The 15,612-nt window shown below is 43.5% G+C and carries 15 protein-coding genes, 1 pseudogene and 1 riboswitch; of the genes and pseudogenes, 13 read left to right on the forward strand and 3 right to left on the reverse strand.

Going from position 1 to position 15,612, the window contains the following annotated elements; all coding sequences use genetic code 11:
* The first annotated feature begins 81 nt into the window (after positions 1 to 81).
* From uvrB to A9260_RS09510, 3 genes are all read left to right on the forward strand, one after another.
* Positions 82 to 2,127: an excinuclease ABC subunit UvrB gene (gene uvrB / locus A9260_RS09500; RefSeq protein ID WP_068698411.1), complete on the forward strand. Its 2,046-nt coding sequence runs from the start codon at positions 82 to 84 to the stop codon at positions 2,125 to 2,127.
* Between the two features lie 191 nt (positions 2,128 to 2,318).
* Complete coding sequence (gene luxO / locus A9260_RS09505; RefSeq protein WP_068698413.1) at positions 2,319 to 3,722, forward strand: quorum-sensing sigma-54 dependent transcriptional regulator LuxO; 1,404 nt, start codon at positions 2,319 to 2,321, stop codon at positions 3,720 to 3,722.
* On the forward strand, positions 3,715 to 4,074 hold the full coding sequence (locus A9260_RS09510; protein ID WP_068698415.1) for an Hpt domain-containing protein: 360 nt from the start codon (positions 3,715 to 3,717) through the stop codon (positions 4,072 to 4,074). The genes luxO and A9260_RS09510 overlap by 8 nt, the downstream gene beginning before the upstream one ends.
* Here the strand turns inward: A9260_RS09510 and yvcK are convergent.
* Positions 4,066 to 4,959, reverse strand: a complete 894-nt coding sequence (yvcK, locus tag A9260_RS09515; RefSeq protein WP_068698417.1) for a uridine diphosphate-N-acetylglucosamine-binding protein YvcK — start codon at positions 4,957 to 4,959, stop codon at positions 4,066 to 4,068. The genes A9260_RS09510 and yvcK overlap by 9 nt on opposite strands.
* A gap of 172 nt (positions 4,960 to 5,131) precedes the next feature.
* Positions 5,132 to 5,296: riboswitch (molybdenum cofactor riboswitch) on the forward strand.
* On the opposite strand from yvcK, the gene moaA reads away from it, so the two are divergent.
* The 10 genes from moaA (at position 5,285) to oppF (ending at position 14,153) form a co-directional block, all read left to right on the forward strand.
* Complete coding sequence (gene moaA, locus A9260_RS09520; RefSeq protein WP_068698442.1) at positions 5,285 to 6,274, forward strand: GTP 3',8-cyclase MoaA; 990 nt, start codon at positions 5,285 to 5,287, stop codon at positions 6,272 to 6,274. Its footprint overlaps the riboswitch before it by 12 nt.
* A gap of 112 nt (positions 6,275 to 6,386) precedes the next feature.
* Complete coding sequence (gene moaB / locus A9260_RS09525) at positions 6,387 to 6,899, forward strand: molybdenum cofactor biosynthesis protein B (protein ID WP_068698420.1); 513 nt, start codon at positions 6,387 to 6,389, stop codon at positions 6,897 to 6,899.
* Between the two features lie 6 nt (positions 6,900 to 6,905).
* Positions 6,906 to 7,385 (forward strand): cyclic pyranopterin monophosphate synthase MoaC, encoded by a 480-nt coding sequence (gene moaC, locus A9260_RS09530; protein WP_068698422.1) that lies wholly within the window; start codon positions 6,906 to 6,908, stop codon positions 7,383 to 7,385.
* Complete coding sequence (gene moaD / locus A9260_RS09535; protein WP_068698424.1) at positions 7,382 to 7,627, forward strand: molybdopterin synthase sulfur carrier subunit; 246 nt, start codon at positions 7,382 to 7,384, stop codon at positions 7,625 to 7,627. Before moaC ends, moaD begins: the two co-directional genes overlap by 4 nt.
* Positions 7,628 to 7,631: 4 nt before the next feature.
* Positions 7,632 to 8,078 carry a molybdopterin synthase catalytic subunit MoaE gene (moaE, locus tag A9260_RS09540; RefSeq protein WP_068698426.1) on the forward strand — a complete coding sequence of 149 codons (447 nt, stop codon included), beginning with the start codon at positions 7,632 to 7,634 and terminating at the stop codon, positions 8,076 to 8,078.
* A 527-nt stretch (positions 8,079 to 8,605) separates the two neighbouring features.
* Entirely contained in the window at positions 8,606 to 10,225 is a 1,620-nt protein-coding gene (locus tag A9260_RS09545; protein WP_068698428.1) for an ABC transporter substrate-binding protein, read from the forward strand.
* A gap of 94 nt (positions 10,226 to 10,319) precedes the next feature.
* A complete protein-coding gene (gene oppB, locus A9260_RS09550; RefSeq protein WP_068698444.1) occupies positions 10,320 to 11,240 on the forward strand; it encodes an oligopeptide ABC transporter permease OppB in 921 nt (306 codons plus the stop codon).
* 14 nt (positions 11,241 to 11,254) lie between these two features.
* Positions 11,255 to 12,157, forward strand: coding sequence for an oligopeptide ABC transporter permease OppC (gene oppC, locus A9260_RS09555; RefSeq protein WP_068698430.1), 903 nt, complete (start codon positions 11,255 to 11,257; stop codon positions 12,155 to 12,157).
* Between the two features lie 20 nt (positions 12,158 to 12,177).
* Positions 12,178 to 13,155: an ABC transporter ATP-binding protein gene (locus tag A9260_RS09560; RefSeq protein WP_068698432.1), complete on the forward strand. Its 978-nt coding sequence runs from the start codon at positions 12,178 to 12,180 to the stop codon at positions 13,153 to 13,155.
* Positions 13,152 to 14,153, forward strand: coding sequence for a murein tripeptide/oligopeptide ABC transporter ATP binding protein OppF (gene oppF / locus A9260_RS09565; protein ID WP_068698434.1), 1,002 nt, complete (start codon positions 13,152 to 13,154; stop codon positions 14,151 to 14,153). The genes A9260_RS09560 and oppF overlap by 4 nt, the downstream gene beginning before the upstream one ends.
* Before the next feature lie 79 nt (positions 14,154 to 14,232).
* On the opposite strand, the gene A9260_RS09570 is transcribed toward oppF, so the two are convergent.
* Positions 14,233 to 15,300 carry a DUF1254 domain-containing protein gene (locus A9260_RS09570; RefSeq protein WP_068698436.1) on the reverse strand — a complete coding sequence of 356 codons (1,068 nt, stop codon included), beginning with the start codon at positions 15,298 to 15,300 and terminating at the stop codon, positions 14,233 to 14,235.
* Positions 15,301 to 15,395: 95 nt separating this feature from the next.
* A pseudogene (istB, locus tag A9260_RS16700) lies at positions 15,396 to 15,612 on the reverse strand (IS21-like element ISVch3 family helper ATPase IstB); the annotation flags it as partial.

A 15,612-nucleotide genomic window follows, 5' to 3' on the forward strand; every position in this document is an offset into this window, starting at 1 on the left:
GTTAAAATCGAGTGCTAGCACTATTAGTGATAAAATTGATATAACTACCCCTAGAGATATTTCCGGTGAAGGTAACTTATTGTGAGTGAAGAAAAAAGCAGTAAAACATTTGATTTAGTTTCAAGCTATAAGCCCTCTGGAGATCAGCCAACAGCCATCAAACAGTTATTAGAAGGTTTGGAGTGTGGCTTAGCCCATCAAACCCTATTGGGGGTGACAGGCTCAGGTAAGACCTTTTCATTAGCCAATGTCATTGCCACCGCGCAGCGTCCTGCGATTATTCTTGCGCCTAATAAAACCTTAGCCGCGCAGTTATATGGCGAGATGAAGTCTTTCTTCCCCAATAATGCGGTAGAGTATTTCGTCTCTTACTATGACTACTATCAGCCCGAAGCGTATGTCCCTACAACTGATACCTTTATTGAAAAGGATTCGTCGGTAAATGCACATATTGAGCAAATGAGACTTTCTGCGACTAAAGCGCTACTTGAAAGAAAAGACGCCATTATTGTTGCATCGGTATCCGCTATTTATGGTTTGGGCGATCCTGAGTCGTATTTAAAAATGATGCTACACGTAAGACGAGGCGACTTTGTTAATCAAAGAGACATTTTACGCCGTCTAGCAGAGCTGCAATATTCACGTAATGATGTGGCCTTTGAGCGCGGGCAGTTTCGTGTACGTGGTGAAGTGATTGATGTTTATCCTGCCGAATCAGAACATGATGCCGTGCGCATTGAGATGTTTGATGATGAAATAGAGTGCATTAGTATTTTTGATCCTCTCACCGGCTCTGTGACTCAGCGAGATTTACCCAGATTTACCATTTACCCTAAAACGCACTATGTAACGCCGCGAGAGCGAATGTTAGAAGCGATAGAAAAAATCAAAGTTGAGCTGGTGGATCGCAAACAGTATTTGCTAGAGAACAATAAACTGCTTGAAGAGCAGCGCATCAGTCAGCGAACTCAATTTGATATTGAGATGATGAACGAACTGGGTTTTTGCTCTGGCGTCGAAAACTACTCAAGACATCTAAGTGGACGCTCTGAGGGTGAGCCGCCGCCGACCTTATTTGATTATTTGCCAAAAGATGGCTTATTAGTGATTGATGAGTCTCACGTTACAGTGCCACAAATTGGCGCTATGTATAAAGGGGATCGCTCGCGTAAAGAAACCTTAGTCGAATTTGGCTTTCGTTTACCCTCCGCACTTGATAACCGCCCATTAAAATTTGATGAGTTTGAAGCGCTTGCCCCGCAAACCATTTTTGTTTCCGCCACCCCCGGTGATTATGAAAAAGAAAGCTCGGGCAGTGATATTGCTGAGCAAGTCGTGCGCCCGACAGGATTATTAGATCCGATATTAGAGGTGCGCCCTGTCGCGACTCAAGTTGATGATTTACTCTCTGAGATTCGTATTCGAAGTGTTAAAAATGAGCGAGTGTTAGTGACCACCTTAACCAAGCGTATGGCTGAGGATTTAACCGAGTATTTAAGCGAGCATGATGTCAAAGTGCGCTATTTGCATTCTGATATTGATACCGTGGAACGTGTTGAAATTATCCGCGATCTGCGTCTGGGGGAGTTTGATGTGTTAGTGGGCATTAACTTACTTCGAGAAGGTTTAGATATGCCCGAAGTGTCGCTGGTGGCTATTTTAGATGCCGATAAAGAGGGCTTTTTACGCTCAGAACGTTCGTTAATTCAAACCATTGGTCGCGCCGCTCGACATTTAGAAGGTAAAGCCATTTTATATGCTGATCGCATTACCAAGTCGATGGCAAAAGCGATGGGAGAAACCGAACGTCGTCGAGTAAAACAGCAACAATATAATGAAGATAATGGCATCACACCGCAAGCTCTGAAGAAAAGTGTTAAAGACATTATGGAGCTTGGCAGTGTTGCTCAAGCAGGTGGCAATAAGAAGTCGAAGGCTGTACCTTTATCTAAAGTGGCAGAAAATGACGAGCAATATAGAAACTTGTCACCACAAGATCTCGAAAAACTGATATTAAAACTCGAAAATGAAATGTATCAACATGCACAAAATCTTGAGTTTGAAGAAGCCGCGGCGAAGCGAGACCAAATGGAAGAATATCGCCGACAATTTATCGCAAATAGTTAATACCAAGCGTAGTCATTAACTGATCATTCTAGCTTGTTAAAACACTGATAACGGCGTTGAATTTTTTGAATGTAAAATAACTATTTATCAAAAATAGCGCCTTGTTCTCAAGTGTTTTTCCTGCGCTATTTCTGACCACTTAATCACTGTGATTGGTTAAATACCCTTATTCGGTATAGGTTTGACACTCGATGCCCAAAAATAAAATAGAAAATAAACCCTTAAAGCTACTGATGGTAGAAGACACTCTGTCTGTGGCGACTTTGTATAAAACCTATCTTGCAACGTTAGATTTGCAGATACATATCGTCGATACTGGCGAAGCCGCTTTAGAGTATCTTGAGCAACATGCAATTGACTTAATGCTGCTCGATTTACGTCTGCCCGATATGACAGGCATGGACGTGCTGAAAAAAGTGCGCACGCAAGCACCTAAGTTACCGGTGATCTTCATGACCGCTCATGGTTCTATTGAAGTTGCGGTCAAAGCAATGAGAGCGGGAGCGCATGACTTTTTAATTAAGCCCTGTGAAGCCGACCAACTGCGAATTACGGTGTCTAAAGCCATTCACCAAACGCAAAATGCCGGGCAAGATATATTGCATGAAGGCACGCAATATCAAGGTTTTATCGGCTCAAGCCCGAGCATGCAAAAGGTGTATAAAACCATAGATTCTGCGGCATCGAGTAAAGCCAGCATTTTTATCACTGGCGAAAGTGGCACCGGCAAAGAAGTCTGCGCTGAGGCTATTCACTCGGTGAGCCCGCGCAGTACGCAATCCTTTATTGCACTAAACTGTGCGGCTATCCCTAAAGATTTGATTGAAAGTGAATTGTTTGGTCATGTAAAAGGCGCATTTACTGGCGCTGCAACCGACAGAAAAGGGGCGGCAGAGCTGGCTGATGGAGGCACACTGTTTTTAGATGAACTGTGTGAAATGGATCTTGAGTTACAAACCAAGCTATTGCGCTTTATTCAAACGGGCACCTTTCAAAAGGTCGGCTCCTCAAAGTTAAGTCGTGTGGATGTGCGTTTTGTCTGCGCAACCAACAAAGATCCGTGGCAAGAGGTGCGTAAAGGGCGTTTTCGTGAAGATTTGTATTATCGCTTGTACGTCATTCCTTTACATCTACCGCCGCTTCGTGAGCGAGGCGATGATATTGTAGAAATCGCTTATTCGTTGTTGGGCTTTACTTCCCTAGAAGAAAACAAACACTTTGGTAAATTTGAACAGCAGGTATTGCGTCATTTTGTCTCTTATCCGTGGCCGGGTAATGTTCGTCAGCTGCAAAATGTGATTCGTAATATTGTGGTGTTAAATGAAGGGGAAGAGGTGACATTAGAAATGTTACCGTCGCCTTTAGACCGATTTAAAGTGGCCTCTTTTTCTGAAGATACTATTGATAATTTTCTCGACCCTGAACATGTTGAGGATAGCCGAAGTATTGTGCCACTTGCGCAAGTGGAAAGACGCGCGATTGAACGGGCCATTGAGTTATGCGGCGGAAGCATTCCTGCTGCTGCAACAGAGTTGGATGTCAGTGCATCAACACTATATAGAAAATTAGAAAAATGGGAGAAAGGGCGTGGATGAGCTGAATTTACTGCAAAACGATAAGATAGTCAGTTTGAGCGCTCAAGTGGGCGAAGAAGCAATGCCTGCATTACTGGATATCTTTAAACAGGAGCTTCAGCAGTATATTGGGCAAATAGATTGCGCCGATCTGTCTGAACAAAGCCGAGAGACCATTGCGCGAATATGCCATGCGATAAAGGGCAGTGCGCCAAGCTTTGGTGCTATTCTGCTTGCAGAAAAAGCTGCGGAAATGGACTCGCTTTATAAACAAAGTCATCTGCAAGAGTTTGATACACAATGCGCGGGGTTAGTGACATTATTGCAGCGCACTGTGTATAAATTAGACCAATTGCAAGCTCATTTACTTTGAAGATAACTGCTCTAATATAGCAATGCTTAATTTGTCGCGATCATGACGCCACTCTCTATTTAGCGAGGCAAGATCGCGAGTCACAATATTCCAATTCTCTTCCAGTTCAGGGTGCGGTACACCGCCTAATACGGTGTCGATTTTTCGCCCTTGGCAGGCGCGCTCTATCCAACTAAGTTTTTGTTTTAATTCCATTCGGCCAGCAGGGCCGTATTCGGGACTTAAATTCTCAACCACAATTAATTTAGCGTGTTTGTTGCAGTTAATCGCTCGCCCTATTTCTGGCAATAGTAGGGGAGGCATAATACTGGTTAAGAAGCTTCCCGGGCCTAATATGATGGCATCAGCTTGTTTAATGGCATCAATGGCTTCGCTGATCGCGGGGACTTCAGGGTCAAGATCCAAACGCAATAGGTCTTCTTGCATTTCATCAACACTGGTTTCACCTTTTACCCAGTGCCCTTTGGTTGATAACGCTTTTAAATCCGATGGATGCTCAGTCATTGGTAGGATATTGACTTCTACTTTGAGCATTTCTCGAACTAAGTTGATTGCCTGTAAGGGGCGAATCGAAAGGTTATCCATGGCGGTTAAGATAAGATTACCCAGATTGTGACCATCTAATTCACCAAGACCACGAAAACGATACTCAAATATCATCGAACTGACCGAAGGTTCAGTGATTAACTGGTTAATACAGTTGCGAGTATCACCCCAAGCTATTCCGCCTTGGCAATGACGAATTCGCCCTGTTGAGCCGCCGTTATCTGTGGTGGTAACAATGCCAGTCGCATTGCTGCCAAAGTCTTTTAATGCGGCCAGCATACGTCCCAGACCATGCCCACCGCCAATTGCGACCACTTTACTTGATGAATAGGGTTCCATGTGATTATTTCTTATCATTAGAATTACTTATTAAATGTACCTGAAATTAACAGCTAGACCAAATATGACGCCACTGAAGTTGATAGAGTGCTACTTTTAAGGTACTAACCTTGGCAATTGAAAGGACATTCCGTTAGGCTTTGTTATTCGTCTACGGAATATGGTTTATACTGTAGATGTAAAACTCCGAGTCTTCTTCACTAAGTTTGACGCGACACTCTCATAATTTGAGTCTCGTGAATAATATGTGGTTTAGGCCGTGGCATTTTGCCACCAGGGCTGCTCTAGAAATGGCGTTGCCTCCCGTATTTAGGAAAGGTGTTTTGTGACTCAACAATTTGAAGATAACTTTCATCGCAAGTTTTATTATTTGCGACTTTCTGTTACCGATGTCTGTAACTTTAAGTGTAATTACTGCCTGCCTGATGGTTACCGTCCTGAAGCCAGTAAACGCCCCCCATTTATTACTCTACCCGAGATACAGCGTGTAGTGAGAGCCTTTGCGCATTGTGGTACGACAAAAGTTCGTATTACTGGCGGTGAGCCTACTTTACGCAAAGACTTTACCGATATTGTGCACAGCGTGGCGCAAACCCCAGGCATTGATAAAATCGCCACCACCACCAACGGCTATCGTATGGCAAAGCAGGTCTCTGATTGGAAAGAGGCAGGTTTAACCCATATCAACGTCAGCTTAGACAGTTTAGATCCCAAACAATTTTATCAGATCACCGGTCAAAATCGTTTTCATGATGTGATGGCGGGAATCGATCGTGCTTTTGAAGTGGGATATGAACAAGTTAAAGTGAATGTGGTGCTTCTTAAAGACCTCAATAGTCAGCAACTTCCGCAGTTTTTGCAGTGGATTAAAGACAAGCCTATTCAACTTCGTTTTATCGAATTGATGAAAACTGGTGAAATGGACGATTTATTTGATAAACGTCATGTGTCAGGTGTTGCCATTCGTAACCAACTGATTGCCAATGGTTGGTTATTAAAGCTTAGAGAAGCCAATGATGGGCCTGCGCAAGTGTTTATTCACCCTGATTATAAAGGTGAGATTGGCCTCATCATGCCTTATGAGAAAGGTTTCTGCTCTACGTGTAATCGTTTGCGAGTGTCAGCAATGGGTAAGTTGCATTTATGCCTATTTGGTGACGAAGGCTTAGAGCTAAGAGATCTGATGCAAGAGGATAACCAAGAAGACGCGTTAATTGAACGAATTTCACAAGGCTTACAGGTAAAAGAAGTCAGCCATCACCTTGATCAAAATAATCCTGGAGCAACGCCTCATCTTGCCTCCATTGGTGGCTAAGTAAAGTTGACCGTTAAATTAATGGCTATATTAGACAGCTAATTTTTGCCATTCAACATTATCGAATTACATTTTAATTTCAAATTCAGACAGTACATAGGAAATGACATTCATGGGACACGCTCATAACGATTTTACGCCGGCTAGCATTGCCGTATTGACCGTATCAGATACTCGTACGACAGAGACAGACACTAGCGGTGGTTACTTAGTTGACCAAGTTAAAGACGCAGGACATAAATTAGCGGATAAACAAATTGTTATCGATGATGTTTATAAGATTCGTGCGATTGTTTCAAAGTGGATTGCCGATGAAAATGTTGATGCGATCTTAGTCACTGGCGGTACAGGTTTTACTGCTCGTGATTTTACCCCAGAAGCATTATCGCCATTATTTGATAAACAAGTGGAAGGCTTTGGCGAGCTATTTCGCGCAGTTTCTTATGAAGAAATTGGCACCTCGACAATTCAATCTCGCGCTTTAGGTGGTTTTGCTAATCGCACGGTTATCTTAGCGATGCCCGGTTCAACCGGTGCGTGTCGCACAGCGTGGACTCGCATTATTAAAGACCAATTAGATTCTCGCCATAAGCCATGTAACTTTATGCCGCATATTGGGATGTAATGTGAGATGAATGAATTAACTCACATCAATCAAAACGGCGAAGCAAACATGGTGGATGTATCAGCAAAGGTTGATACCGTGCGCGAAGCAAGAGCTGAAGCCATTGTGAGCATGTCTGAGCAGACATTAGCACTTATTGTCAGTGGCGATCACCATAAAGGTGATGTGTTTGCTACAGCGCGTATCGCCGGTATTCAAGCGGCTAAGAAAACGTGGGATTTAATTCCACTTTGTCACCCGTTACTGTTATCAAAGGTTGAAGTTCAACTTACGCCATTAATGGAAACCAATCAGGTCCGTATTGAATCTGTGTGTAAATTAGCAGGTAAGACGGGCGTTGAAATGGAAGCGTTAACGGCGGCCTCGGTTGCAGCCCTAACGATTTACGATATGTGCAAAGCGGTGCAAAAAGACATTGTTATTTCGCAGGTGAGACTATTAGAGAAGAGTGGCGGAAAATCGGGACACTTTGAGGCCAAACTATGATTAAAGTTGTTTTTTTTGCTCAGGTTCGTGAACTCGTGGGTCAAGATGAGTTAACCATTGATAGCGATTTAACCTCTGTTAACGCCATTCGTCAGCAACTCATTGAACGCGGTGATAAATGGGCGCTGGCGCTGGAGTCAGGCAAGCTACTCGCTGCGGTTAACCATACGATGTGCCCGTTAGAGACCGAAGTTAAAACAGGGGACGAAGTCGCCTTCTTTCCTCCGGTCACGGGGGGCTAGCAATATGGATAGAATCTTGGTTCAAGAGCAAGACTTTGATCTTTCTGATGAATACGCTTTGTTAGGTGAATCATCTTCTATCGGCGCTGTAGTTACATTTGTAGGAAAAGTACGAGATTTCAATCTTGGTGATGATGTTATTGGTTTAAATCTGCAACATTATCCCAAGATGACAGAGAAAGCATTGCAGGAAATTTGCACAGATGCGCGTTCTCGTTGGCCTTTAGATAAAGTGACGGTAATTCATCGTATTGGCGATCTCAATATTGCTGATCAAATTGTTTTTGTCGGAGTTTCGAGTGCTCATAGAGACGCTGCATTTGCTGCGTGTGAGTTCATAATGGACTATTTGAAGACCAAAGCACCGTTTTGGAAGAAGGAACGGCTCAATAATTCATCACGTTGGTTGGATTCTCGCCAATCTGATGAAAACTCGGCAAAACGCTGGTAGTCATACCATATGACAAAATGTGATCTACTTCACAGATTCTTATGAAATCAAAAAGCCTCTATTTAATAGGGGCTTTTTTGATCTAAATCATAACACTTCACATGTTTTTACATTTTCTTTGAAATGCTGACTTTTGAATAATGTAACTGTATTGAGATATTAGTGATAATCCTATGTCATTTACGTTCTATTTTTGTTTCTTACAGGCTTTGATTTGGTGATCTGCATCACAAATTAATGCATGCGTTCATTGTGGTTACTTGTTTGTTTGAGTTTTGTGGGTTAGTTCACTGATATTGAATCTGAATGCGGTATTTAACTCTAAAATATTGAGCTAAGTAAGAGTTTAACGATTGCGTTATGACATTTTTATGGCAAAAACTTTCAAGGATTGGTAACTTTGTTTCCAATCTTTATGGTCTCTCCGTCTTTTCGCTGCTTTATGGATACAAAGTAGCTAAGAGTGGTGACTGAGAGTCAGAATAAAGAGTTCATGGATGCAACGATAAAAAATTGGAGTTTATTGCATGTATAAAAATAAGATCACCCAAGCACTAATCCTTGGTGCAGGCCTAGCAGTGGCGAGCACTTCTTTTGCAGCACATGTTCCTGCCGGCACTGAACTTGCACCTGTGCAAGAATTGGTTCGTGGTAATGGTACAGAAGTTGCTTCAATCGACCCTCATAAAACTGAAGGCGTGCCTGAATCTAACGTTATTCGCGATCTTCTTGAAGGTCTAGTAAACCAAGATGCAGATGGCAACACTATTCCAGGTGTCGCGGAGTCTTGGGAAACTAAAGACAACCAAACGTTCGTTTTCCATCTTCGTAAAGATGCTAAATGGTCAAACGGCGACCCTGTAACAGCAGATGACTTCGTATACAGCTTCAAGCGTGCGATCGATCCTAATACCGCTTCTCCTTATGCTTGGTATTTAGAGATGACCACTATGGTTAATGCTGCTGATATCATTGCTGGAAAGAAAGACAAAGATACACTAGGTGTTAAAGCGGTTGATGCAAACACTCTACAAATCACACTTGAGCACGCAGTGCCTTATTTTGTGAAAATGATGGGTCACACAACGGTTAAGCCTGTGCATCGTGCAACGGTTGAGAAGTGGGGCGATCAGTGGACTAAACCTGAACACTTTGTTGGTAACGGCGCATTTGTACTAGACAAGTGGGTAGTGAACGAGCGCATTGAGCTTGTACGTAACGCTAACTACTGGGATAACGAGCACACTGTTTTAAACAAAGTGACTTACCTTCCTATCGAAAACCAAGTTTCAGAAATGAACCGTTTCTTGTCTGGTGAAATTCAGATTACTAACGAGCTGCCAATTGAGCACTTTAAGCGTCTGCAAAAAGAGCACCCAGAATCTGTATCTGTAGTGGGCAACCTATGTTCTTACTACTACGGCTTCAACAACAAGAAAGCACCATTTGATGATGCGCGCGTTCGTAAAGCACTGTCTTACACGATCGACCGTGACGTTATTGCAAAACTGATTCTTGGCCAAGGTCAGAAGCCTGCGTATTTCTTAACACCTGAAATCACAGCTGGCTTTAACCCAGAGCTTCCTGAGTACGGAACATTAAGCCAGAAAGAGCGTATTGCAAAAGCTAAAGAGCTTCTTGCTGAAGCTGGATTTGACAACAGTCATCCTCTTTCATTCACGCTGCTTTACAACACATCTGAAAACCATAAGAAAGTGGCAACTGCCATTCAATCTATGTGGGCGAAAGATCTTGGCGTAAAAGCAACGCTTGAAAACCAAGAGTGGAAAACGTACTTAGATACACGTCGTCAAGGTGATTTCGATGTAACTCGTGCTGGTTGGTGTGGTGATTACAACGAAGCTTCAAGCTTCTTGTCACTAATGCAAACAAACAACAGCTCAAATGATCCGAAATATCATAGCGAAACTTATGATGCGATCATGGAAAAAGCGATGCATGAAACCAGTGATGTAGAGCGTGAAAAGCTTTATGTAGAAGCTGAGCATCAGCTAGCTGAAGACATGCCAATTGCACCAATTTACCAATACGTTAAATCTCGCTTAGTTTCACCAAAAGTAGGCGGCTTCCCAAGCAACAATGCTGAAGACAAGCTGTTCTCCAAAGATATGTACATCATTAAGTAACACCTACTTAAAATAATAATAAAATATGAAAGACCTGCATGTAGTAATACATGCAGCGTCTACTCTTTTTGTCACAGACTGGATGCGTGAGTTTATGCTTAAATTCATTATAAAACGGATATTCGAGGCAATACCGACTATGTTGGTGTTGATCACAGTATCATTCTTCTTAATGCGCTTTGCGCCGGGTAACCCTTTTTCTAGTGAGCGCCCACTTCCGCCGGAAGTAATGGCGAACATTAATGCTAAATACGGCTTAGATAAGCCTGTATTAACGCAGTACACCACGTATTTAACCAATATCGTTCAAGGTGATTTTGGGCCTTCATTTAAATACAAAGATTTCACGGTAAATGAGCTGGTTTCTAACGCTCTGCCTGTATCAGCAAAAGTAGGCTTTCTTGCCTTTATCTTTACTGTTCTGATGGGAGTCACCGTCGGCACCATTGCCGCACTACGGCAAAATAGTGGCCTCGATTACGGAATAATGGCCACCGCCATGCTCGGGGTGGTAATGCCATCCTTCGTGTTGGCACCCGTACTGATTTACTTGTTCTCTATTAATCTTGGTTGGCTACCTGCTGGTGGCTGGAATGACGGTTCATTTAAGTATATGGCACTACCGATTATTGGTATGTCGTTGCTATACGTTGCGACATTTGCCCGTATTACCCGTGGTTCGATGATTGAAACATTAAACAGTAACTTTATCCGCACCGCGCGCGCTAAAGGCCTGAGCTATCGCTACATCATTTTAAAGCACGCACTTAAACCTGCTTTGCTACCGGTTGTTTCTTATATGGGACCTGCATTTGTCGGTATCATTACCGGTTCGGTCGTTATTGAGACAATCTTTGGTCTACCGGGCATTGGTAAGTTGTTTGTGAATGCGGCGTTTAACCGTGATTACTCTCTAGTAATGGGCATTACAATTCTTATTGGATTCCTATTTATCCTATTTAACGCTGTGGTCGATATATTGCTAGCCTTTATCGATCCTAAGATTCGCTTTTAACAAGGACTCACTTAATGTTGATTAAAAAAGAAAACCTTGAAGCGATCGAAAAGATGTCTGAGAACCTAGAGATCGAAGGTCGCTCGCTATGGCAAGATGCTCGCGTGCGCTTTATGCGAAATAAAGCGGCAATGGTGAGCCTGATTATCCTAGTGCTCATTACATTAGCGGTCATCTTCCTGCCAATGTTTGCGCAGTACGCTTACGATGATACCGATTGGTACGCAATGCATGCCGCGCCTTCAATGGAACACATCTTTGGCACAGATAGCCTTGGACGTGATTTATACGTGCGTACCCTAGTGGGTGGACGTATCTCCCTCATGGTTGGTGTGCTAGGCGCTCTAGTAGCAGTACTGATTGGTACGCTATATGGTGCGACATCGGGTTTCATCGGTGGTCGTACTGACCGCATTATGATGCGTATTTTAGAAATTTTATACGCTGTGCCATTCATGTTCCTAGTGATCGTACTGGTAACCTTCTTTGGCCGTAACATTGTCCTTATCTTTGTTGCTATCGGTGCAATTGCTTGGCTTGATATGGCGCGTATTGTACGTGGTCAGACATTGAGTTTGCGCAGTAAAGAGTTCATTGAAGCTGCCCACGTTTGTGGCGTAAGCAAATGGAAAATCATTACTCGCCACATTGTACCGAACGTTCTAGGTATCGTAGCCGTTTACTCAACGCTACTCGTACCAAGCATGATCTTAACTGAATCTTTCCTATCCTTCCTTGGTTTGGGCGTACAAGAGCCTATGACGAGCTGGGGAGCGCTACTGCAAGAAGGTGCGAACACAATGGAAGTTGCCATTTGGCAATTGATGTTCCCTGCCGCATTCATGGTAGTTACTCTGTTCTGCTTTAACTACGTTGGCGATGGCCTGCGTGACGCGCTTGATCCTAAAGACAGATAAGAATAATAAGGAATAGGGTAATGACGAATAAATTATTAGACGTAAAAGACCTGAGAGTAGAGTTTACTACTCAAGACGGCATCGTGACTGCGGTAAACGATTTGAACTTCTCACTACAGCCGGGCGAAACGCTAGGCATCGTGGGCGAGTCAGGTTCAGGTAAGTCACAAACAGTATTTGCCATCATGGGCTTGCTAGCAAAAAACGGCATTATTTCAGGTAGTGCTAAGTTTGAAGGTCGTGAGATCTTAAATTTGCCAGAAAAAGAGCTAAACAAAGTTCGCGCTGAACAAATTGCGATGATCTTCCAAGACCCAATGACGTCACTTAACCCTTATATGAAGGTAAGTGACCAGTTGATGGAAGTGTTAATGCTGCACAAAGGCATGGGCCGCAAACAAGCATTCGAAGAATCAGTACGCATGCTTGAAGCGGTTAAGATCCCAGAAGCTCGTAAGCGTATTACCATGTATCCGCATGAGTTCTCAGGCGGTATGCGCCAGCGTGTGATGATTGCTATGGCCTTGCTATGCCGTCCTAAGCTGTTGATTGCTGATGAGCCGACTACAGCACTGGACGTAACCGTTCAAGCGCAGATTATGGATCTTCTTAACGAGCTTAAATCTGAATTTGATACATCAATCATCATGATCACTCATGATCTTGGTGTAGTAGCAGGATCATGTGACAAAGTGCTGGTTATGTACGCAGGTCGCACCATGGAATATGGTTCAGTGGATGATATTTTCTATCAGCCGAGCCACCCATATGCAGAAGGCTTGTTAAAAGCCATTCCTCGCTTGGATACTGAGGGAGACGTACTACCGACTATCCCAGGTAATCCACCGAACTTGTTAAAACTGCCACCAGGTTGTCCATATCAAGAGCGTTGTCATCGCGTGACCGATCGCTGTATGAGCGAAGCACCGATTTTGACGCCGTTTGGTACTGACCGCCAACGCGCCTGTTTTTCTGATCACGAGGCTTGGAAACGATGAGCACACCTTTGATGAATGATAAAAATGTCATGCTGGATGTGAAAGGGCTAAAAGTTCACTTCCAGATTGCCTCTAAGTCCGCTTGGCCTTGGAGCAAACCGATCCCACTTAAAGCTGTTGATGGCGTAGACGTTCGTTTATACGAAGGTGAAACGCTGGGCGTAGTAGGAGAGTCTGGTTGTGGTAAATCAACGTTTGCTCGCGCAATTGTTGGGCTTGTTGAAGCAACCGAAGGTGAAGTAGTTTGGCTAGGACAAGACCTAACCAAAATGAAAGATGTTCAGCGCCGCGAAACGCGCAAAGACATCCAAATGATCTTCCAAGACCCTTTAGCTTCCCTTAACCCGCGTATGACCGTGGGTGACATCATTGCAGAACCTCTACAGACGTTTTACCCAAGACTGAGTAAAGAAGAAGTAAAACAAGAAGTTAAAATGATGATGGATAAGGTAGGCTTGCTACCGAACGTTATCAACCGTTACCCACATGAATTCTCTGGTGGTCAGTGTCAGCGTATCGGTATTGCGCGCGCTCTGATTTTAAAACCTAAGATGATCATCTGTGATGAGCCAGTATCAGCCCTTGATGTGTCGATTCAAGCTCAGGTAGTCAACCTTCTTAAAGAGCTGCAAAAAGAATTTGGTCTGAGCCTTGTGTTCATTGCCCACGACCTTTCTGTAGTTAAGCACATTTCTGATCGCGTATTGGTGATGTACTTAGGGAATGCGGTTGAACTTGGTGAATCTAAGCAACTTTTTGCTGCGCCAAAACACCCGTACACCAGAGCGTTAATGTCGGCAGTGCCGATCCCTGATCCTAGATTAGAGCGCAACAAGAAAATTGAAATGCTAGAAGGTGACTTACCATCACCAATGAACCCACCATCAGGCTGTGTCTTTAGAACACGTTGCCCAGTTGCAACTGATGAGTGCGCTAAGAAAAAACCTGTACTAGAAGGTAGCGACGAACACGCAGTATCGTGTTTTCATTCCTACTAGTGAGTTTTGGCCTGTGACAGGCTCGGGCGTGTTGTGAAAGCAACACGCCCTTTTTTTGTGTCTAATAATTAAAAGTAACTTACTTCACTTCTTTAACTAGCGGCAGTAGACGATAGCCATCCATTACTTTCTTACTTGGGATGTAATGACGCATGGCAAGGTTAAATTTACCGGTGTCATTACCTTCGGTAGTGGTAATGTTGTTTGGTGCATCAGCGCCACAGCCAAAGCTTAGGGTTAACGTACCATCAGCGTTGTAATCTGCGGTATCGGTAGAGATGTTAGCGTGGTCATTGAACATAAAGCCTGCGCCGTTATAAACCGTCACTGAGGTGAACGCTAGGTTCTTAGGATCTTCAAAGGTTGCTTGGTAACATTTAGAGTTATCCATGTTTTTTGAGATTTCGTAGATGTTATCTTTAAGCTGAGCGCCGCCCCAACCAACCGCCGAGCCTACTTCGTATTTGTTCTGAACAAATAGCTCATCTGACGCATCATCAGGGCTTGTGAACATGCCAGACAATGCATTAGAACCATCACTAGCAATAATATCGAATATTTGGCCTTTTAATGCTTTCTCTGTGGCTTCAAACGCAGCGTGATCGTACGCCGGACCCTTGTAGACATAAGGGTTTGCCGATTTTGCATCAACACGAATCTTGTTGCGAATTTCCCACGCTTCTTCAACTGAGTAGCGAGCATCTAAACGTATAAGAACCTGAACGTGATCGCCAGTATGAGTATTTAACTCATAAGTACCCGCACCATATTGCATTGCCTGAATACGATGATCTTCGGTGATGACTTCCATTGACATATACATGCCTTCTTTGATCTCAGGTAGCGTCACTGTCGCGCCTTTACTGACGTCTACGGTAGAAAATGAATAGTAAGTATCACGGTTCATACGAACCACTTCTTGCTCATCGGTAGGCGTCAAAAAACGTTTGTGATTAAACTTATTTACACCTGCAATATCTTGTTGTTTTAGGAATTGGCGAGCAGTTTCAACGCTTGGATATTGTGCTTGTGAAACCGTTGCACCACCCTTAGCCCACATTTCATTTTCAGTTTTTGCGTCAGCAAAAGCGGCCATAGACATAAGAGAAGTAGAAGCGATACAAGTAGCAAGGATAAGCTTTTTCATATTTCGACCTTTTAATTGCGTATTCCGGTGATTGCGATCAGCTGTTTCGGTTTATTCCGATCACCAGATCCTGCCGTTTTTCTCTCTTCTTATTTTTACTCTAAGTGATCGGATTGCGCCAGTTTTCTCATTGATTCACCTCCCAGTTCTATTCGATGACTATTGTGTACGAGCCGATCCATTAGCGCGTCTGCAACGGTAGCGTTACCGATCATGTTGTACCACTCCTTTACGGGTAATTGGCTGATGACGATTGTGCTGCTGTTTTGATAACGATCTTCAAGCACTTCTAGTAAGTGACCCGCATGCTCT

The organism is Vibrio sp. UCD-FRSSP16_30 (genome assembly GCF_001676025.1).
Classification (GTDB): Bacteria; Pseudomonadota; Gammaproteobacteria; order Enterobacterales; family Vibrionaceae; genus Vibrio.